Consider the following 19573-nt stretch of genomic DNA (forward strand, 5'->3'; position numbering starts at 1 on the left):
TGAAGGCTCACCCCTGTCGATGGGAAATACGGCATGAGCGTCGGGTTGGCCCGGGTCACCATCAGCGCGCCCTCGCGCCGCGTCGATGTGGCGCTGCCCGAGCACGTCCCGCTCGCCGAGTTGCTGCCCGAGGTTCTGCGGCACGCGGGCGAAGGGCTGGCCGACGACGGCGAGAAGCACGGCGGCTGGGTGCTGCGCCGCACCGACGGCGTGGCGCTGGCCACTGCGCAGGGTCTCTTCTCGCAGGGCGTTCGCGACGGCGAGGTGCTGCACCTCGTCCCGGCCCGCGAGCAGTGGCCGGAGCTGGAGTACGACGACGTCGTCGAGGCGATCGCCGAGGGCGCACGGCGGCGCGGCACGATCTGGTCACCGGCGTCCACCCGCACGGCGACGCTGTCCGGCGCGGCGGTGCTGCTCTCGCTGGGGCTGATCGCCGTGCTCATGGCCGGTCCCGGGTGGGACGGCGCGGCCTACGTCGGCCTCGGCGTGGGACTGCTGCTGTCGCTCGCGGGCATCACCGCCTCCCGGGCGTACGGGGACGCGCGCGCCGGAGCGGCCCTGGGCGGCCTCGCCCTGCCGTACGCGTTCGCCGGCGGCGCCGTGCTGGTGAGTTCCGGTGCGGCGGACCGGGCCGGCGTCTTCCCGCTGCTGCCGTGGCTGGGCGGTCCGGAGCTCCTGGCCGGCTCGGTGGCGTTGCTGCTGCTCGCGGCCCTGGGTGGCGTCGGTGTGGCCGCCTCGCTGCGGATCTTCGCCGCGGGCGTGACGGCCGGCCTGCTCGGCGCGCTCACGGCGCTGGTCGGCTTCCTGACCTCGGCCGCGGGCGCCGCCGCAGTGCTCATCTCGGCCCTCGTGTGCGGCATCGGGATCATCCCGCTGCTGGCCATCCGGTTCGGCAAGATGCCCACCCCGCCGGTGAGCCTGCCCACGGGCAGCGACGCCGAGCAGGGCTTCACCGGCGCCCGTAACACGGCCCTCGACGCGGCCCGTGAGCTCCCCGACCGGGCGCGGGTCTTCGCCGCCGTGAGCCGTACGGAGGAGCTGCTCACCGGCATGCTGATCGGGCACGCCGCGCTGGCGGGGGTCGCGTTCGTGGTGCTGGCCTCGTCCGGCGGCCTCGCGGCCCGGATCCTCATGGGGCTGGCGATCGCCGCGCTGCTGCTGCGGTCGCGGCTGTTCGTCACGCTGCGCCAGCGCCTTCCGCTGATCACCGCGGGCCTGTTCGGCCTGTTCACGCTCGGCGTCGACCTGCTGTGGGGCGCGGGCGCGACGATGCTGCTCGGCCTCAGCGTGGTGGGCCTGCTGCTGGCGATGGCCACGGTGGCCGCCGGTGCCACCTGGTCGCGGCGGGCCCCATCGCCGTACCTGGGGCGTGCGGCGGATCTGCTGGACAGCCTGGCGGTGATCTCGGTGATCCCGGTGGCGTGCTCGGTGGTCGGCCTCTACGGCCTCGTGAGCAACATCAGCATCTGACCCGCCCGCGGCGGCGCGGCTGCCGGAAAAGCACGACGGCCGAGCAAAAGCTCGGCCGTCGGTGAGTGTCGGAATGCCGTCAGTGGCCTTCGTCGTGGTGCTCGGCGGCCTCGGCCCGCTTGAAGGAGGCCCGGATCTCGTCCTCGGCCTCCACCCGGCCGACCCACGTCGCGCCCTCGACCGACTTGCCCGGCTCCAGGTCCTTGTAGACCGTGAAGAAGTGCTGGATCTCCATCCGGTCGAACTCGCCCAGGTGGTGGATGTCGCGCAGGTGCTCCTGCCGCGGGTCCTCGTAGGGCACGCAGAGGACCTTGTCGTCACGGCCCTTCTCGTCGGTCATCCGGTACATGCCGATCGCGCGGGCCCGCACGAGGCAGCCCGGGAACGTCGGCTCCTGGATGAGCACGAGCGCGTCCAGCGGGTCGCCGTCCTGCCCGAGGGTGCCCTCGATGTACCCGTAGTCGGCCGGGTACTGCGTCGCGGTGAAGAGCGTCCGGTCGAGCCGGATGCGGCCGGTCTTGTGATCGACCTCGTACTTGTTCCGCTGGCCCTTCGGGATCTCAACCAAAACGTCGAAATCCATCGTTCGCTCCCTTGTTCGCCCCGGCTGAAGACCGGCTGTGCCGGCGACGGAGCGGGGGCTGCCCCTCGAGCCCCACAGGATCCGTGCGCGCCGGTGTGCCGGATGTCAGTAGTCTCCCCTAAGTCTGACGCCATGTACGGAGGAGGGGCGCGTGGGGAGGCAAGATTCACAGAACACTCCTGAGTACGACGGCGTGTCGCAGCACCAGGACGACGGTTTTGCGGTAGGGCGACCTGATCAGGCACCCAGTGTGCCGATTGCCCCCCGCCCGACCGGTCACACGTACGGCCGGGCGTCCGTTCCCGTGAATGACGCACAACGACCCCAGCCTTCCCCGCCGCCCCAGCCCCCGGCCGGACCCGCGGATGAGCCCGGCGGCCCCGTCCGCGGCGTCGCGGAACCGCAGAGCGGGGGTGCGCCAGCGGCGGAGCCGGCAACCCGGCGCTCGCGGCGTACCTTCCTTCTTTCCGGTCTGTCGGTCCTGGTTCTGGCCGTGCTGCTGGCGGTGACGCTGGTCGTGCGGCCGGGGCCGGTGGACGGCTGGCTGTCGTCCGCTCCGACGACCCCGCCCCCGAGCATTCCGGCGCCCGACCCCACGCCGACGCCCGTGCTGCTCGCCGCGCCCACCGACGGCACCGCCCCGACGGCCGAGGGGGTCAAGGCGGCGATCGGGCCGCTGGTGACCGCGCCCGCGCTGGGCCCGCAGGTGAACGTCTCGGTGGTGGACGCGGCGACCGGCACCTCCCTGTACGAGCGCAACGCCGACACGATGACCACGCCCGCCTCCACCACGAAGGTCCTGACCGCCGCGACCGTGCTGGCCGCGCGCGGTCCCGCCTACCGGCTCACCACCCGGGCCGTGGCCGGGAACGCGCCGGGCGAGGTCGTGCTCGTGGGCGGCGGCGATCCCACGCTGTCGGTCGACGCCGACGGCCAGTTCCCGGGCGCGGCCCGGCTCGACAAGCTCGCCGCGCAGGTCAAGAAGGCCCTCGGTGGCGCCGAACCGGCCAAGGTCGTGATCGACACCTCCCTGTACGCGGGCAAGGAAACGGCGGTCGGCTGGGACGGCGACGTCATCGGCGGGGGCCAGGTCGCCCGGATCCAGGCGCTGATGACCAACGCGGGCCGCATCGAGCCCGTGCACCACGAGTTCGGCGGCGACCCGCGGTTCAGCGACCCGGCGCTGGCCGCCGGCAAGGCGTTCGCCCGGCGGCTGGGCGTCCCGACCGGCACAGTCACCCGTGGCAAGGCGCCGGCCGCTCCGGCGCCGACGGCCTCCTCCGCGCCCACCACCACGGTCGTTCCGGGGGCCGAGCTGGGCAAGGTGCAGTCGCCGCCGCTCGTGCACGTCATCGACTGGATGCTGCAGCAGAGCGACAACGTGATCGCCGAGGCCATGGGCCGGCAGGTCGCGCTCGCCGCGGGCGGGGAAGCGTCGTTCGACGGCGCCGCCAAGGCCATGGTCGCCAAGCTTGCCGAGCTCGGGCTGCCGGCCGACGAGGCCAACCTGTACGACGCCAGCGGCCTGTCCCGCCACAACGGCATCAGCCCGAAGCTGCTCACCGACGTGCTCACGCTGGCCGCCGGCGGCAAGCACCCCGAGCTGAGCAGCCTCTTCGGCGGCCTGCCGGTGGCCGGCTGGTCGGGCACGCTGCGCACGCGGTTCGCCACGCCCGCGCCCAACCGGGTGGGCCAGGGGCTGGTCCGCGCCAAGACCGGCTCGCTCACCGGCGTCAACACGATCTCGGGCCAGGTGGTCACCCGGGACGGCCGGCTGCTGGTCTTCGCGATCATGGCGGATGCCACAGGCGCGTCCGGCGCGGCCCGCCAGGCCCTCGACAAGATCGCGGCCAAGCTGGTCACCTGCGGCTGCCAGTAGGGGATTTCTCAGGGTGGGTGGCTGGTCATCCGCGGGTACGGTGGTCAGCATGGCGCAGTTCGTTGACTGGGATCTGGCCGCCGCCACCGCGGGCGCGCTGTCGAAATCCGGCCCCGCGGTGTCCTACGAGGAAGCCATGCAGGTGGTCGCCCAGCTGCGCGAGCTCACCGACGAGGCGCGCAGCCACGTCGCCGCGTACACCGGGCTGACCCCGCAGGTCGAGGGCCCGCCGGTGCGGGTCGTGGACCGCAAGGACTGGGCCGCGGTGAACATCGCCGGCCTCAAGGAAGTCATCATCCCGCTGGTCAGCCGCCTCTCCGGGGACCGGCAGCCCGGCGCGCTCACCGACGCGATCGGCTCCCGGGTCACCGGCGTGCAGGCCGGCACGGTGCTGGCGTACCTGTCCGGCCGGGTCCTCGGTCAGTACGAGGTCTTCTCCGCCGAGCCGGGCCAGCTGCTGCTCAACGCCCCGAACATCGTCGAGGTGGAGCGCAAGCTGGGCGCCGACCCGCGTGACTTCCGGCTCTGGGTGTGCCTGCACGAGGTCACCCACCTCACCCAGTTCCAGGCGGTGCCGTGGATGCGCGGCTACTTCCTCGGCGAGGTCCAGGCGTTCGTCGACGCCTCGCAGAGCGGCGAGCACATCCTGGAGCGCCTGCGCCGCGGCGTGGCCACGCTGTCCGACGCGCTGCGTGACCCCGACAGCCGCTCCTCGGTGCTCGACATCGTGCAGACCCCGGCGCAGAAGGCCGTGCTCGACCGCCTCACGGCCCTGATGACGCTGCTGGAGGGGCACGCCGAGTTCGTCATGGACGGCGTGGGACCCGAGGTCATCCCGTCCGTGGACGCCATCCGCGCCAAGTTCAACCAGCGCCGCGAGAGCGGCAACCCGCTCGAGAAGGCCATCCGCCGGCTGCTCGGCATCGAGGTCAAGATGCGCCAGTACGCGGAGGGCCGCAAGTTCGTGCACGGCGTCGTGGAGCGGGTCGGTATGACCGGCTTCAACAAGATCTTCAGCTCGCCGCTGACCCTGCCCCGGCTCGAGGAGCTGGGCGACCCCGACGCGTGGGTGGCCCGGGTGCACGGCCCGGTCGGTCTCGCCTCGTAACGAGCGTCGTGGCGCGCATCCCGCCGCCGGTGGCGACCGTCCGCGCGGCGGTCCGCGCGGCGCTGACGGGTCTCCCGGGACCGGTTCTGGTCGCGTGCTCCGGCGGCGCCGACTCGCTCGCGCTGGCAGCCGCAGCGGCGTTCACGGGTCCGCGCGTGGGCGTGCCGGTCGGCCTTGTCACGGTCGATCACCAGCTCCAGGAAGGCTCGGCCGCACGGGCTCTCGCCGTGGCCGAGTGGGCGCGGTCGGCGGGCATGGCGCCGGTGGAGGTGGCGACCGTGGCGGTCGGCGGGCGGACCGGTGGACCGGAGGCCGCGGCGCGCGAGGCCAGATACGAGGCCCTTTGCTCCGTGGCGGAGCAAACCGGTGCGGCGGCCGTGCTGCTCGGTCACACCCGCGACGACCAGGCCGAGACCGTGCTGCTGGCGCTGGCCCGGGGCGCCGGGCCGCGGGGAGTGGCGGGGATGCCGTACCGCCGGGGGATCTTCGTCCGCCCGCTCCTGGACGTCGCGCGGGCCGACACCCGCAAGGCCTGCGCCGCGCTGGGCCTCGCGACCTGGGACGACCCGCACAACACCGATGACGCGTACGCCCGTTCGCGGGTGCGCGCCGCCGCGTTGCCGGCCCTGGTGACCGCCCTCGGCCCGGCGGTGGTGGCCAATCTCGCCCGTACGGCGTCCCTGGTCGCCGCCGACGTCGCCTACCTGGATGCCATCGCCGCCGAGGCCCTGAGTTCGGTCCGCTCGGACCACGGGCTGTCGGTGGCGGCCCTGCGCGAGCTGCCGGAGGCGATCCGCGGCCGGGTGCTGCACGCCTGGGTCCGGGAGCTGGGGGCGCCGGGAACGGCGCTGTCCCACCGGCACGTGGCGGCGCTCGACGCGCTCGTCACCGGCTGGCACGGTCAGGGACCGGCCGCGTTGCCGGGCGGGATCCACGTGGCCCGCCGAGCGGGTGACCTTGTGCGGACCGATCTGTGACAGTTGTCACTGAGTGTGCCGGTGACCCGGTCGTCCGGGGCGAATTTGCCCCATAACCAGCGCTTGTCCGGGCACCGACCGCTGCCCCCGGGGGCGGATCGCTGCTCGCATACGGCAGGCTAGGCGCATGGCAGACGGCTCCTGGTACGACGCCGACATCGACCGCGTGATCATCTCCGAGGAGCAGATCCGCGAGAAGACCGAAGAGCTGGCCAAGCAGGTCGCCGCCGACTACGCGGACGCCGAGGGCGGCGTGCTGCTGGTCTGCGTGCTCAAGGGCGCGGTCATGTTCATGGCGGACTTCGCGCGTGCGCTGGGCCGGCAGGGTCCCCCTTGCGAGATGGAGTTCATGGCCGTCTCGTCGTACGGCTCCGGCACCACGTCCTCCGGGGTGGTGCGCATCCTGAAGGACCTGGACCGCGACATCGCCGGCCGGCACGTGGTCATCGTCGAGGACATCGTCGACTCCGGCCTGACGCTGTCCTGGCTGATGAAGTACCTGCGGTCCCGCTCGCCGGAGAGCGTCGAGGTGGTGGCGCTGTTCCGCAAGCCGGACGCCATCAAGGTGCCCGTGCCGACCAAGTACGTCGGCTTCGACATCCCGAGCGAATTCGTGGTCGGCTACGGCCTCGACTTCTCGGAGCGCTACCGCGAGGTGCCCTACGTGGGAGTGCTCAAGCCCGAGGTGTACGCCCGTAGCTGAACGGTCTCCCAGCCGACTCTCAGGAATCGGGTGAACGGCCCGGTTGCGAGGAGTATTGTCCGACTTTGCGGCGATTCTCGGCCACCGGAAACGTGAACTGCCGGCGACGACAGGGTTCCGGCGGGCCGGGCTGACGCATTCGGAACACGCACCCACGGTGTACCGTCGAGTGACCGATGGCGCAGTGTCACGAGCGCCGGAGGGGTCGGGTCGGTGACGCAAGGGCCCACGGGGTTTACCCCCGTCCCTTGAGGTTATCGATCCGGCAGTGTTCCCGTGACCCGGGCGCCCAGCCGGCGACCGGTGGCGGGGACCACGTCAACCCAGGTGACCAGGACGCCGATCAGGAGGGTCCGGGCGCATCGGCGCCCGACAAAAGTATGGAACGTACGCGTTTCTTCCGCCGCCCGGTGGTCTGGATCATTCTGGTGATCATCGGTGCTATTGCGCTGAGCTCATTCTTCACCAGTGGTCCGAGCTACCAGCGAGTCGATACTTCCGTCGTCCTCGAGCGACTCAACCAGCCCGGCATCAAGAAGGTCGTCCAGGAGGACAAGGAGCAGACGCTCCAGCTCGAACTGGCGGCCCCCGAGCGGTTCGACGGCAAGACCACGGACAAGATCGAGACCCAGTATCCGTACGAGCTGACGGACGAGATCTGGAACGACGTCCAGCAGGCGAAGACCCAGGGCCGGATCACCGGCACGGTCGACGCCACGGTCTCCGGCGACAGCATTCTGCTGAGCCTGCTCGTCAACCTGCTGCCGATCGCGATCCTCGTGATCCTGCTGCTGCTGTTCATGTCGCAGATGCAGGGCGGCGGCTCCCGCGTCCTCAACTTCGGCAAGTCCAAGGCCAAGATGCTGACCAAGGACATGCCCAAGACGACGTTCGCCGATGTGGCGGGCGCCGACGAGGCCGTCGAGGAGCTCCAGGAGATCAAGGACTTCCTGCAGAACCCGGCGAAGTACCAGGCCCTCGGCGCCAAGATCCCGAAGGGCGTGCTGCTGTTCGGCCAGCCCGGTACGGGTAAGACGCTGCTGGCCCGCGCGGTCGCCGGCGAGGCCGGGGTGCCGTTCTACTCGATCTCGGGTTCGGACTTCGTCGAGATGTTCGTCGGTGTCGGCGCGAGCCGCGTCCGCGACCTCTTCGAGCAGGCCAAGGCGAACGCGCCGGCCATCGTCTTCGTCGACGAGATCGACGCCGTCGGCCGCCACCGCGGCGCCGGCATGGGCGGCGGTCACGACGAGCGCGAGCAGACGCTGAACCAGCTCCTCGTCGAGATGGACGGCTTCGACACCAAGGGCGGCGTCATCCTCATCGCCGCCACGAACCGCCCCGACATCCTCGACCCGGCGCTGCTGCGTCCCGGCCGCTTCGACCGGCAGATCCCGGTCGACAACCCGGACATGGAGGGCCGCCGCGCCATCCTGCGGGTGCACGCCAAGGGCAAACCGTTCACGCCGGACGTCGACCTCGACTCGGTGGCCCGGCGCACGCCCGGCTTCTCCGGCGCTGACTTGGCCAACGTCATCAACGAGGCTGCGCTGCTGACCGCCCGCAACGACAAGCGGGCGATCTCCAACTACTACCTCGAAGAGGCGATCGACCGGGTCATCGCCGGCCCCGAGCGGCGCTCCCGGGCGATGAGCGACAACGAGAAGAAGATCACCGCGTACCACGAGGGTGGGCATGCGCTGGTGGCGTACGCGCTGCCGCACTCGGCCCCGGTGCACAAGGTGACGATCCTGCCGCGTGGCCGCTCGCTCGGGCACACGCTGGTCCTGCCGACCGAGGACAAGTACACCCAGACCCGCGCCGAGATGATCGACACCCTGGCGTACGCGCTGGGCGGCCGGGCCGCGGAGGAGCTCGTCTTCCACGAGCCCACCACGGGCGCCGGCAACGACATCGAGAAGGCGTCCGGCCTGGCCCGCGCCATGGTCACCCAGTACGGCATGAGCTCCAAGCTGGGTGCGGTCAAGTACGGCTCGAACAACGACGAGCCGTTCCTGGGCCGCTCGATGGGCCACGAACGCGACTACTCCGACGCGGTCGCCGCCGAGATCGACTCCGAGGTGCGCGCGCTCATCGAACTGGCGCACGACGAGGCCTGGGAGATCCTGGTCGAGTACCGCGAGGTGCTCGATGCCATGGTCCTGGAGCTGATGGAGAAGGAAACCATCACCCAGCAGGACATGGACCGCATCTGCGCCCGGGTGCAGAAGCGCGCGCCGATGTCGCCGTTCAACGGCTTCGGCAAGCGGCTGCCCTCCGAGGCACCCCCGGTCCTCACCCCGGCCGAGCGCGAGAAGCTCAAGGCGCAGGCCGAGGCCGACGGGCAGATCGCGGTCGGCGGCGGGAGCGCCACCGCGTCGGACATGAACCCGAACGGCAACGTGGAGGGGCACTGATCACCGACGCCAGCTCGACGGAGCCAGCAGACTCCGACGACGAGCTCGACTACCTCGCCGCGCGTCTGGTCGACGGCAAGCTCACCGGCTCCCCGGTCGAGCAGGCCGTCGACCTGGCCCGCATCGAGAAAGCGGTCCGGGAGATCCTCCTCGCCATCGGTGAGGACCCGGACCGCGACGGTCTCCAGCGCACCCCGTCCCGGGTGGCCCGGGCGTACGCCGAACTCTTCGCCGGCCTGCGCGTCGACCCGGCCAAGGTCCTCACCACGACGTTCGAGGCCAACCACGAGGAGCTCGTGCTGGTCCGCGACATCGAGGTGATGAGCCTCTGCGAGCACCACCTCCTGCCCTTCCGCGGCGTGGCCCACATCGGCTACATCCCGGGCGTCGACGGCCGCATCACCGGCCTGTCGAAACTGGCCCGCCTCGTCGAGGTCTTCGCCCGCCGCCCCCAGGTCCAGGAACGTCTCACCTCCCAGATCGCCGACCTCCTCATGGCCAAACTCGACCCACGCGGCGCGATCGTCGTCCTGGAGTGCGAGCACATGTGCATGGAGATGCGCGGCATCCGCAAAGCGGGCGCGCGCACGGTGACGTCGGCGGTCCGGGGAGCGTTCCAGAGCGACGGCAAGGTACGCGCCGAGGCGATGGCTTTGATAAACGCCCGCTGAGGCCCTCCCGGCCGGGTAGCTTGGGCCGGGCCTGGTGTCTCGGGCGGAGCGCGGGCGGAGCCTGGCAGGCGCGACCTGTCCTGGCGGGGCTGAGCCTGGCGTGGCCCGAGCTTGGCGGGGGCTGAGCCTGGCAGGGCCTGGTTTGGCGGGGGCCGAGCCTGACGGGCCGGGCCTGGCGGGGACCGCCGGCGGTCGCCCCGAATCTCGGTGTCCGTCGCCGGCACCCGCCGACATACTGGCGGCGTGATCGAGAAGCTCAACCCGCCGACCGTCCACGACCCGGCCGGCTACAGCCACATCACCATCTCCACCGCCGGGCGGCTGGCCCACCTCGCCGGCCAATGCCCGCTCGACCTCGCCGGCACCGTCGTCGGTGCCCCCGGCGACTACGCCGCGCAGACCGACCAGGTCGTCGCCAACTGCCTCGCGGTCCTGGCCGCGGCCGGCGCCCGCCCGGCCGACGTCGTCCGTTCCATCGTGTACGTCGTCAGCCCCGACAGCGGCGTACTCGGCAGCGTGTGGCAGCGGCTGGCCGAATCCGAGCTGGCCCCGGCGTTCACCACGGCCAGCACGCTGCTCGGCGTGGCGGCGCTGGGCTACGAGGGGCAGCTGGTCGAGATCGACCTGACGGCCGCCCTGCCGGACTGAGCGCCGCCACCCGGTGCGCGCGTTCCAGCTCATCGCCGCCGGCCGGGTCCGCCATCGGGTGACGACGGGCGCTTGACCTCCGCCGATCGATGACGGGAGCGGGCGGTCGCCCGCCGGTCAGACGATCATCCGGTACGTGTCGGCGCTGTCCATGGCCGCGCGGGCCAGCGTCGCCGCCTCGTCGAGCCGGGTGCGGGCCTGTTCCAGTTGCGCGATCGCCGCCGCGATGGACGGGTGCATCGAGCCGATCGCGGTGATCCGCAGCCGGGCGAGCGCGTCGTCGAGCTGGTCGTTGACCTGCTGGATGCCCGACACGGCCCGTTGCGCGCCGTCCACCGACGCCGCCACGTTCGCCTTGATCTCCTCGACGCTGGCCATGAACCCTCCTCAGCGGATGAACGCGAGCAACCCCACGCCCATGCACGTCAACAGCACCGGCGTGAGGCAGGTGATGGCGCCGACCAGGGGCGTACGGTCCACCTTCTCGGAACCACCCCCGTACACGAAGCCGATGGTCAGCCAGCCCAGCCCGTACGCCAGCACCGGCAGGCTCAGCCCGCACAGCAGCGCGTACGTCGGCAGCGAGCCGGACGGCGCGATCAGGTAGAGGACGATCTGCACGATGAGCACGGCCGCCGCGAACGGTCCGTACACGAGAAGGTTGCGGGCCCAGGGGCGGAGCGGGAGTGCCGCTGCCGGGGCGGCGCCCAGCATGCCCGCGTCGGCCGCGTCGGCGGTGGCCCGGGCCTGACGCAGCGCGCCGAGGATCGCCGCCGGGCCCGCGGCCACCGTCTGGGCGGCCATCGCCTGCTCGGCCGGCTGAGGCATCAGGGCCGTCTCGGGTACGCCGAAGTCCTGGAGCAGCCGCGCACGCTGGGGCGCCAGCCGCGCGCGTACCGCGGAAAGTTCCTGCTGGGCGGCCTGCAAGGTCGCCGCCTGCTCACCTGCGGCCGTGCTCGCGGCCCGGCGCACCGCGTCCAGCTGCTGGGCGGCCGCAAGGTAGTCGCCCCACGGGCCCACGGGCTGATCGCCGACGACGGCCTCCCCGCCGGCCGGCGCGCCCGTGTCCGGCACGCTCATCGGTCCACCTCGGGCTGCACGAACGGCACGAACGTCACCGTACGGCCGGCGTGCCGGTCATGCAGCAACGCCCTGTTCTCCCGCGGCTGCCAGTCGATGGGCTGGCCCAGCATCAGCGTGACGTCCTGCTGCGGCACGTTGAGGAACACCAGGCCGGCGACGTCCTCCCGGCCTGTGCTGCCGCCGGTCTCCTCGCTGAACCGGCGCAGCCCGCGCCACCACGACAGCAGGTGCACGCCGCGGCTCGGCCCCTCCCGCAGCAGTTGACGCAGCGTAGGCAGCGTGCCCGGGCTTGCGGCATCCATGCCGAACACCACGCGGTAGCCGGGGCGTTCCAGGTCCAGCTCGGCGCCGAGGCCGGCGGCGTCGACCACCACGACCTCCTGCCGGTGCGCGATCTCCGCGGCGAGAGCCTCGGCGAGGCCGTCACCCTCGGCGACGAGGGACGAAATCACAAATCTTGTCGTACGGGGTGCGTGGTGGGCGGCAACGCTCCGGGCCGCCGCCTCCAGGACGTCCGCCCCCGTCGCGTGCGAGCCGAAGATCGCCAGGTGGCGGCCGGGGGACGCGTCGAGCGGGAACGCCGCCGTGGACAGGTTCACGTCGATGACCCGCCCGACCAGGGCCGCCGGACGTCCCGCCCGCCCCGCGAGCGCCGCCCGGTACGTCGGGTCGTCGGCGAGGTGCTGGTGGGCGTACCCGGCGAAGATCCGCGGTGGGGTCGCCTCCGGATCGCGGGCACCCCACAGCTTGTGCCGCAGGTCGCTGAGCACGTCGCGGTCGGCGTGCGGGTCCGGGAATCGGACGATCCGCTCATGCCCGCGGGTGGCGCCGCGCGGGCCGCCCAGCCCGCCCGCCGTGTTGACGACCGCGGTGCCCAGCGGCAGCCCGGCGGCCGAGTCGTTGGTGGGCTCCAGCACGTCGCCGCCGCCGGGCAGCGCGATCCGGACCGGGAACTGGCCGAAGATCGAGTCGCGTTTGGCGTACAGGGCCTCGACGCCGAGGACGGTCTGGCTGGCGAGCACCAGGTGGATGCCGTACGAGCGACCCTTGCGCGCCAGCGACTCCAGCAGCTGCACGGCCTCGGTGGCCATCGGGTCGTTGCCGGCCAGCAGCACCTGGAACTCGTCGATGACGCAGAGCACCCGGGGCATTCCCTTGCCGCGCCCCTCCTCGGCCGCCGCGGCGCGCAGCTCGGCGAACCGGGTCACGCCCGCCCGCTTGTACGCCACCGACCGGCGCGTCATCTCGGCGTCGAGCTCACGCAGCACGGCGAGCCCGTACTCCCGGTCGGACTCGACGCCGACAGCCCGTGCGTGCGGCAACCACGTCCGGTCCCGCACGGTCGGCACGAACTCGGCGAACGAGACGCCCTCCTTGAAGTCGAGCAGGTACAGGTTGAGCTCGTCGGGGCTGTACCGGGCGCCCAGCCCGTACAGAACGTTGATGAGGAAGGCCGTCTTGCCGGCGCCGGACCGCCCACCGACCATCCAATGCGGAGTGAGGTCGTTGAACTGCAGGACGACCGGGGTGTCCCCGTCGTGGCCGACCGTGGTGCCCAGCCCGTCGGCGGCGTCCCCGGTCCACAGCTCGTCCGACGGCTCCGGCAACAGGTCGGAGAGCGTCACCTGCGAGGCGGCGACCGAATGCGCGGTCAGCTCCCGGCACACGGCGTCGACGAGGTGCGGCGGCGGATCCTCGTCGAGGAAGACGGGCGCGTTGAGCCACACCGCCTCCGGCATCGACCCGAACGTCGCCCCGGGCGGATTGCCCACGACCGCGTACGGATTACGCAACGACACCTGAGTCGTACGCGGCAACGGCGGCTGCATGGTGTCCGGGGTGAGCGGCGGAGGCGGCCACCCGGCCACGATCAGGTGCAGGCCGGACTCGGGGCCCTGCTGCGCCAGCCAGGCGATCCGGTTGAGCTCACCACCCTCGGTGAGCTGCGGCAGGCACGCGATGACCAGCAGCATCACCCGATCCCGCCGGTTCCGCCGCACCGCACCGCCCCGCGCCGGGCGCAACCACTTCTCCGCCTCGCTGAGCACCTCCCGCAGCCCGCCCAGATCCTCGGCGGGCGGCGCCATCAGCCCGGCGTCGGCCAGCATCGCAAACGGCGCAAAAATTGCCCCCCGCGACGCATCCACCCCGCGTACCAGCAACGACCCGGCGGGCGCGGCGGCCAGCAGGCGTACGAGAAGGCAGCGGAGCAGCCCCGCCACCCGAGGATCCCGCGCATCGGCGTCGATCGTGAGATGCCCGCTGCCGAGCAACGGCACAATCGCCGGAAAACGAGCATCGTCCAGAGGCTGGGCGACCCCGAGGCGCACGAACTGCGGAAGCTCCGTCCCGCCCAGCGGCGCAACCGCGGAAGCCGCATCCAGCGGCGACCCCAACCACCCGGGCACGAGAGCGTTGGCGGCGGCCCGCAACTCCTCGGCCAGCCGGTGCTGCTCCAACGAATCAGCGGCGGGCGGCGCCTGCCCGTCCAACGCGGCGGCAGCGGCCGCAACGGTGGCCTCCGCCTGGCGGTGCAGGGCAGCGGCCTGCTCGATCCGCCCCGTCGACGCCACCGCCTCACCTCCGTGTGTGCGTTTGAACCGTACCCTGCAAAGGTCACCCGGGCCCGCACCGCGCAGCCACGGTCAATCTTCCCAGCCCAGGCGGACAGGGGTGACGCCCGGGCCCGCGCTTTCCCGCCCGGGCCGCGCTTCCCGGCCTGGGCCCGCGGATTCCTGGCCTGGGCCCGCGCTTTCCCCGCCCGGCGCGCTTTCCCCGCCCGGGCCTTGCTTCCCCGCCCGGGCCGCTCTTTCCCGGCCTGGGCCGGCGGGCTCGCAGTGCGTGTGGCGCTTCTCGAGACGTTTCCCCTGCGGCGGCCGGCGTCAGGCGACGGCTTGAGCGACGAGCCGGCCGTCGACGAACGCGTACACCGGCTGCGGCCGGAACCCGGCGAACAGCAGCTCCCGATGCTTCTCGATGCGCACGTGATGCCGCTCCTGAGACCCGACGACGAACTCGTACCGCTTCACCCGGTCCACGGAAGCCAGCCGTACGGTCCGCACCACGTCGACGCCGTCCACCTTGATGGACAACCGCCCCCAGAACTTGTTGAACGAAAACTCCACCCGGTGCCGCTCGCCGACCCCGACATCGAAACCCATCTGCACGCCGAGCACTGTACGGTTCGCCGACCGGTCCACAGCGGAGCCCACTAACCTGATAGACGTGCAGCCCATCGACCCACCCACCCAGCCGGCGCTCCCACCCCCGACGCCGGCCGCTGCGCCCCCGAAGCCGAGGAACCGGCGGACGCGGCTGATTCTGGCGATGGTGGGGGGGATTATGGCGCTGCTCTGCCTGGGGGGAGTAGGAGTCTTCATCTCCTTTTACGACGAAGCCACCAAGATCGAAAGAAAAGCCCCGGACGCGGTGGTGGACAGCTTCCTCCGCGCCTACCTGGTCAATCGGGACGACAAAGAGGCCTCCCTCTTCACCTGCAAGTCCGGCCCGGACTTGAGCCGGTTGGACGCCTTCCGGACGGATATCCAAAGCCGAGAGCAGCGGTTCTCGATCGGCATTCGGGTTGACTGGACAAGCCTTCAAGTGTCGACCGACAGCGGCAAGACCACCGTGAGCACTGATATCCGACGCGCAATCGCCGATGGAAGCGAACGGACGACCGACGGTTGGCGGTTTCCTATGGTGGATGACGACGGCTGGAGAGTCTGCGGCGCCGAACCCGTCTCCTGAGCTACTCCACCCAGAGAAGGTGTACCGGCACTGCCAGAGTGGGTGGGGTTTTTCCGCTCCAGGCCCAGCGATACCAGTCGAGCTCCGTTGCCACGCGGGCGCAGATGTCGCCGTCGTCGCCTGTGTGGAGTTCCGTCACCGCCCTCAGGTCGCGGCGCTCCCCGCCGTCCTCCAGGAGTTCGATGACCCGCCGCCCCGTGAGGCCGTCGGCGTCCAGTGCCGCCACCGGGTTGCGGCGGGGCGGTTCGTCCATGGAGACGAGGCGGGACATTACGTCGGCCGGCCGGGTCGCCGTACCCGTCATGCCCAGCTCTTCCACCCACACCCGCTCGACCGGGACCAGCGGGGCGAAGACTTCCGTCTGCTCCGCCTCGGCGCGGTACCACTCGGCTTCCGGCATGACCGGTACGTAGGTCCGGCTGCCCTGCACCACTTTCTCGTCGGCGCGCAGGTCGGCCCGCCAGCCGTGGCCGGGGAGGCCGATCAGGACCCGGCGGCCCCGGAGGCGGCCGCCCATCGTGGCCGGCGTGGGCACGATCGGGCGAGGCGGATCGGGCGCCCAGTCGGATCGGCCCGTGAACGGGTCGGGCATCGAGCCACCCGTCACTGCGAGCCGCCCAGCGGCGCGCCGTGCTGGGCCATGAACTGCACCGGGTCGACCGCGCTGCGGCTCGAGCGGTCGTTGTTCAGGTGTACCTCGAAGTGCAGGTGCGGGCCGGACGAGTTACCGCTCGTACCGCTCAGGCCGACGACCTGGCCGGCGGCGACCCGCTGACCTACCCGCAGACTCGGCCTTTGCACCAGGTGACAGTAGCGGGTCATGACGTTGCCGGCGTGCCGCAGCTCGAGCATCCAGCCGCAACCACCCTTCCCGGGGTAGCCGGGCCGGTCGCAGTCCTTCTTCCCGCTGAACGTCTCGTCGCACTTGATCCGGGACACGACGCCGCTGGCCACGGACCGCACCGGCGTGCGGAGGCCGACGATGAGGTCGACGCCCTGGTGCTTGGGGCGGCTCGCCGTACGGAATCCGGACCCGACGGTCCACTGCCCACTTCGCGGCGCCCTCGCCGCGAGCGGGTTCGTCCATCCCGAAGCGGCGACGTCCGCCGCCGACGCGCAGACCATGGAGAGCGAATTACCGACCGCGTTGGCCGCGCCGTCGGCGAGAAGGTTCACGATCTGCGTCGCAATAGGTTCATGCTTCGCGTACGCGTCGGGATAGGCGCTGATCTGCACGCGCTGCGCCGCACGCGTCAGCGACATCGACTCCCAGCCGTCGATCGTCTTGAGCTTCTCGTAGAACTTCGTGGCGGCGTACTTGGGGTCGGTGACCTCGGCGGGAGTGCCCCAGCCGCTGCTCGGCCGCTGCTGGAAGAGCCCGAGCGAGTCGTGGTCGTTGCGCTTGCCCAGGTTGCCGAGGTTCGTCAGGCGGGACTCCTGCATTGCCGTGGCGACCGCGATGACCCAGGCACGCGGCGGCATCTTCAGCTCCGCGCCGACGTTGATGATGATCGCCGCGTTCCGGATCTGCGCGGGCCCGTACGGCCGTACCCGCGGCAGCCGCGAATCGGGGTCGACCGGGCCGCCGGTGCCGCAGCCGGAGCTGAACAGGGAGAGGTCGTCCTCCTTGTCGGTGAAGGCGCCGAACACCAGCGCGCTCACGGCTCCACCGCAGCAGAGCAGGGCGAACGTCGCGACCAGGGCCACCAGCAGCGCGACCCGCCGAGGCCGCGGCAACGTCGTCACGAAGCCTCCCAGTCGACGCCGTCCACCAGCCACTTCCCGTCCGGGCCCACCAGTTGCAACGTCAACTTGCCGGAGTCCACGGTCACCACGGCGTTGGCCAGCCCATCCCCGACTGGCACCAGCGTGGGCCGCCCGATGACCCGGTCGGCCGGCACGTCCGCGGGGTCCACCCCGTCCAGCTCCTCGGCTAGGTTCTTCGTCGCGTTGGGCAGGATCCCGTCGTGCCAGGTCTTCGCGGACACGTTCTTGTGGTCGACCCAGGCCGACGCGAACGCGTACGCGACAGCCTCGGGCGATGCGCTCCCCGGCTTCGCGGTGGGCTTCGGCGCCGGGGCATCGTCCACGATGACGCCGTCGTCGTCGTGACTCGGGTCGACGCTCACCGTGGGCGCCGGCGACACCGGGTCAAGCAGCTGCTGCCTGCCGTCCCCGCCGCCGGAGAACAACCGGCCGATGCCGACGACCGCCAGCACCAGCACGGCGATCACCACGGCGACGCCCCAGCGTGACCGGAACAGCCCGGTGAGGCCGCGTTCGAGGACCCTCGGCACGGCTGATCACCGGGCCTCGGTGCGCACGCGGGGCGGTACCTGCTCGCGGGTGGTGTTCCCGGTCTCCGGCCGGTAGATCGCGTACGAGGACGACGATTCGGCCACGTCCGGCTCGGTCCACGTCGACGTCCGCCGCTGCCGGGCTGCGGGCGCGCCGCCGGCCGCCGGCAGCGGGATGGGACGCCGCTCGGTCGCCGGGGCGTCGTCCCGCACCGACTCCGAACCGTCGGGCCGCGTGGCCGGCGATGTGCCGCCCCGCGTCCCCGCCGGACCGGACGCCACCGCCGGACGGGAGGCCGCGGCGTGCGCCGGGTCCTCCAGCCGTGCCTCGGGCCGCAGATTGCCCTGCTCGACGTACACGGTGCGGCCCTTGCCGATCTGCGGCTCGTTCGTCCCACCGGCGTCGGCGACGTCCAGCTTCGCGGCCTCCCGCATGTCCCGGAAGAACCGCCGATGCCAGGACCCGGCGGACGTGATCGCCGCGGTGCCGTCCTTGCCGCCGAGCTGCGTGATCCGCCGGTACGGCCGCAGCAGCAGCCAGCCCACCACGCCGCAGAGCCACACCAGGACCACCTGCAGCCACCCGGGAAGGCTGGCGGTGTTCATGATCAGGTCAACGGCGAACAGGTAGATCGCCGCCCCCGTACCGAAGATCGCAATGTTGAAGATCGCCGCGACGACCGCATTGCCGAGCCGCCGGATACCGGCACTGGCCGGCCGCAGCAACCCAACGGTGCCAAGAATCGGCGCGGCGATGACCGCCCACCGGAAGATCAGGAAGCCGAGCAGAACGAGCAGCGAGGCGGTGAGATCGAACATGGCGAACATGACGGCGGCGAGCACGGCAATGAACCCGGCCCCGATCCGATCCATCCCATTCACACCCTGCAAATACTCGTACGCCTCCGGATCCTCCGTCTCGATCTGCGCGGCGACCTTCTTCCACTGCGCCTTCTTGGCGTCGATCGTGGCCGTCCGCGTGTCCGGGTTGTCGCGCATCTTCTGCGCCTCGTCCCAGGTGAAGGAGCGAGCGTCGTACAGCGCCCGGCCATACTTCTGCGCGGTGACACTGTCGGCCGAGCCGAGCACGCCCCGCAGCCAGTTCCGGTACAGCATGGTGTCGGTCGCGGTATCGCTGGCCCGGACGGCAGGCGGCCGGTTGTCCTGGCAGGCGTCCGCCTTTCCAAGCTTGCAGCTGGCCGTGATGTCACCGTTCTGCGCGCGTGGTCCCACGGCGTCGTGGACGATGCCGAGTGTGGTGATGAGGCTCTGGTCGGCGATGTTCGCCGACCGGACAGGCCAGGCCGCGATGGCTGTCACGGCGACCATGATGAGGATCGCCCATCCCGCGGTCGTCGTCGCGGCCCCCATGTCGGCCTGACGCGAACGCCAGATCAAATAGAGGCCGACGACGGCGAGAGTGATGACGCCGAAGACGCTGAAGACCTTCTCGTACACGGCCTTCGTGGCCTGCTCGACCAGTGGGTCCGCCCAGCCCCACAGCGTCGCCGGGTCCCAGGCGCGCTCCCGCAGCGCGTTGGAAGCACCGATGACCGCCGTCGCGATCATGAACTCGCCGTTCGCGACCGTCGTCTCGAGTTTCGTGTCAGGCGCCGTGATGGTGGAGGCGCAGCCGCCGTCCAGGTTGTACGTGGTGAAACCGTAGCCTGCGTACCCGTATTGGCTGTAGATGCCCTGCGGGCCCGGCTTCGTCGACGAGGCGGGGCGCTCCGCGAACCAGCCCGCGAGGCCGGAGTCGGGCGTGCTGGGGGTCGGCGGATCCAGGCAATCGACGCGATCACTTGTCGCGTCGGCCAGGCGGGAGACGCAGGATTTGAAGTCTTGTTTCCATTCGTCCGTGCTGCATGCTCCGCCCGGTGCCTGCAGCGGACCCGCCATCGCCGGCGCCGGCGATGCCACTGCCCAGGCGATGCTGGCCACCACCGCCACCGCCCATGTCATGACCATCGCGCAGACCCGGCGGAGCATG

18 protein-coding genes are annotated in these 19573 nt (G+C 71.6%); 9 read left to right on the top strand and 9 right to left on the bottom strand.

The genetic code is table 11. The features are described from left to right. Window positions 1-33 precede the first annotated feature (33 nt). A complete protein-coding gene (eccD, locus tag IT780_RS04955; protein ID WP_199510204.1) occupies window positions 34-1470 on the top strand; it encodes a type VII secretion integral membrane protein EccD in 1437 nt (478 codons plus the stop codon). Between the two features lie 79 nt (window positions 1471-1549). Here the strand turns inward: eccD and IT780_RS04960 are convergent, their stop codons facing one another. Further along, window positions 1550-2053, bottom strand: coding sequence for an inorganic diphosphatase (locus tag IT780_RS04960; protein WP_199510205.1), 504 nt, complete (start codon window positions 2051-2053; stop codon window positions 1550-1552). 151 nt (window positions 2054-2204) lie between these two features. Between IT780_RS04960 and dacB the strand changes: the two genes are divergently transcribed. The 7 genes from dacB (at window position 2205) to IT780_RS04995 (ending at window position 10453) form a co-directional block, all read left to right on the top strand. Beyond that, window positions 2205-3932 carry a D-alanyl-D-alanine carboxypeptidase/D-alanyl-D-alanine endopeptidase gene (gene dacB / locus IT780_RS04965; RefSeq protein WP_199510206.1) on the top strand — a complete coding sequence of 576 codons (1728 nt, stop codon included), beginning with the start codon at window positions 2205-2207 and terminating at the stop codon, window positions 3930-3932. A 49-nt stretch (window positions 3933-3981) separates the two neighbouring features. Continuing rightward, window positions 3982-5040, top strand: coding sequence for an Rv3626c family coenzyme F420 biosynthesis-associated protein (locus tag IT780_RS04970; RefSeq protein ID WP_199510207.1), 1059 nt, complete (start codon window positions 3982-3984; stop codon window positions 5038-5040). Window positions 5041-5048: 8 nt separating this feature from the next. Then, window positions 5049-6017, top strand: coding sequence for a tRNA lysidine(34) synthetase TilS (tilS, locus tag IT780_RS04975; RefSeq protein ID WP_199510208.1), 969 nt, complete (start codon window positions 5049-5051; stop codon window positions 6015-6017). 127 nt (window positions 6018-6144) lie between these two features. Continuing rightward, window positions 6145-6720, top strand: coding sequence for a hypoxanthine phosphoribosyltransferase (hpt, locus tag IT780_RS04980; RefSeq protein WP_199510209.1), 576 nt, complete (start codon window positions 6145-6147; stop codon window positions 6718-6720). A 380-nt stretch (window positions 6721-7100) separates the two neighbouring features. Further along, window positions 7101-9134 (top strand): ATP-dependent zinc metalloprotease FtsH, encoded by a 2034-nt coding sequence (gene ftsH, locus IT780_RS04985; protein ID WP_199510210.1) that lies wholly within the window; start codon window positions 7101-7103, stop codon window positions 9132-9134. Beyond that, window positions 9131-9805 carry a GTP cyclohydrolase I FolE gene (folE, locus tag IT780_RS04990; protein ID WP_233412340.1) on the top strand — a complete coding sequence of 225 codons (675 nt, stop codon included), beginning with the start codon at window positions 9131-9133 and terminating at the stop codon, window positions 9803-9805. The genes ftsH and folE overlap by 4 nt, the downstream gene beginning before the upstream one ends. A gap of 243 nt (window positions 9806-10048) precedes the next feature. Continuing rightward, window positions 10049-10453: a RidA family protein gene (locus IT780_RS04995; RefSeq protein WP_199510211.1), complete on the top strand. Its 405-nt coding sequence runs from the start codon at window positions 10049-10051 to the stop codon at window positions 10451-10453. A gap of 117 nt (window positions 10454-10570) precedes the next feature. Here IT780_RS04995 and IT780_RS05000 read toward each other — a convergent pair whose 3' ends face one another. From IT780_RS05000 to IT780_RS05015, 4 genes are all read right to left on the bottom strand, one after another. Next, entirely contained in the window at window positions 10571-10831 is a 261-nt protein-coding gene (locus tag IT780_RS05000) for a hypothetical protein (protein WP_199510212.1), read from the bottom strand. Between the two features lie 9 nt (window positions 10832-10840). Further along, window positions 10841-11533, bottom strand: coding sequence for a hypothetical protein (locus tag IT780_RS05005; RefSeq protein WP_233412252.1), 693 nt, complete (start codon window positions 11531-11533; stop codon window positions 10841-10843). Next, complete coding sequence (locus IT780_RS05010; RefSeq protein ID WP_199510213.1) at window positions 11530-14109, bottom strand: FtsK/SpoIIIE domain-containing protein; 2580 nt, start codon at window positions 14107-14109, stop codon at window positions 11530-11532. The genes IT780_RS05005 and IT780_RS05010 overlap by 4 nt, the downstream gene beginning before the upstream one ends. 309 nt (window positions 14110-14418) lie before the next feature. Beyond that, complete coding sequence (locus tag IT780_RS05015; protein WP_372443604.1) at window positions 14419-14703, bottom strand: hypothetical protein; 285 nt, start codon at window positions 14701-14703, stop codon at window positions 14419-14421. A gap of 58 nt (window positions 14704-14761) precedes the next feature. Between IT780_RS05015 and IT780_RS05020 the strand changes: the two genes are divergently transcribed. Continuing rightward, window positions 14762-15286: a hypothetical protein gene (locus tag IT780_RS05020; protein WP_307831046.1), complete on the top strand. Its 525-nt coding sequence runs from the start codon at window positions 14762-14764 to the stop codon at window positions 15284-15286. A 1-nt stretch (window position 15287) separates the two neighbouring features. Here the strand turns inward: IT780_RS05020 and IT780_RS05025 are convergent, their stop codons facing one another. From IT780_RS05025 to IT780_RS05040, 4 genes are read right to left on the bottom strand one after another with little or no spacing between them, the layout of a single operon-like run. Next, on the bottom strand, window positions 15288-15878 hold the full coding sequence (locus tag IT780_RS05025; protein WP_199510215.1) for a hypothetical protein: 591 nt from the start codon (window positions 15876-15878) through the stop codon (window positions 15288-15290). A gap of 11 nt (window positions 15879-15889) precedes the next feature. After that, complete coding sequence (locus tag IT780_RS05030; RefSeq protein ID WP_199510216.1) at window positions 15890-17032, bottom strand: M23 family metallopeptidase; 1143 nt, start codon at window positions 17030-17032, stop codon at window positions 15890-15892. Next, window positions 17029-17583 carry a hypothetical protein gene (locus tag IT780_RS05035; RefSeq protein ID WP_199510217.1) on the bottom strand — a complete coding sequence of 185 codons (555 nt, stop codon included), beginning with the start codon at window positions 17581-17583 and terminating at the stop codon, window positions 17029-17031. The genes IT780_RS05030 and IT780_RS05035 overlap by 4 nt, the downstream gene beginning before the upstream one ends. Window positions 17584-17589: 6 nt before the next feature. Continuing rightward, a complete protein-coding gene (locus IT780_RS05040) occupies window positions 17590-19572 on the bottom strand; it encodes an MFS transporter (protein ID WP_199510218.1) in 1983 nt (660 codons plus the stop codon). Window position 19573: the final 1 nt, after the last annotated feature.

This window comes from Nucisporomicrobium flavum (assembly GCF_016464385.1).
Lineage (GTDB): Bacteria > Actinomycetota > Actinomycetes > Mycobacteriales > Micromonosporaceae > Actinoplanes > Actinoplanes flavus_A.

Bases quoted from the DNA above. Each gene is read 5' to 3' on its own strand.
- eccD (WP_199510204.1), top strand. From the start codon at position 34: ATGAGCGTCGGGTTGGCCCGGGTCACCATCAGCGCGCCCTCGCGCCGC.
- IT780_RS04960 (WP_199510205.1), bottom strand. From the start codon at position 2,053: ATGGATTTCGACGTTTTGGTTGAGATCCCGAAGGGCCAGCGGAACAAG.
- IT780_RS04970 (WP_199510207.1), top strand. From the start codon at position 3,982: ATGGCGCAGTTCGTTGACTGGGATCTGGCCGCCGCCACCGCGGGCGCG.
- hpt (WP_199510209.1), top strand. From the start codon at position 6,145: ATGGCAGACGGCTCCTGGTACGACGCCGACATCGACCGCGTGATCATC.
- ftsH (WP_199510210.1), top strand. From the start codon at position 7,101: ATGGAACGTACGCGTTTCTTCCGCCGCCCGGTGGTCTGGATCATTCTG.
- IT780_RS05000 (WP_199510212.1), bottom strand. From the start codon at position 10,831: ATGGCCAGCGTCGAGGAGATCAAGGCGAACGTGGCGGCGTCGGTGGAC.
- IT780_RS05005 (WP_233412252.1), bottom strand. From the start codon at position 11,533: ATGAGCGTGCCGGACACGGGCGCGCCGGCCGGCGGGGAGGCCGTCGTC.
- IT780_RS05025 (WP_199510215.1), bottom strand. From the start codon at position 15,878: ATGCCCGACCCGTTCACGGGCCGATCCGACTGGGCGCCCGATCCGCCT.
- IT780_RS05040 (WP_199510218.1), bottom strand. From the start codon at position 19,572: ATGCTCCGCCGGGTCTGCGCGATGGTCATGACATGGGCGGTGGCGGTG.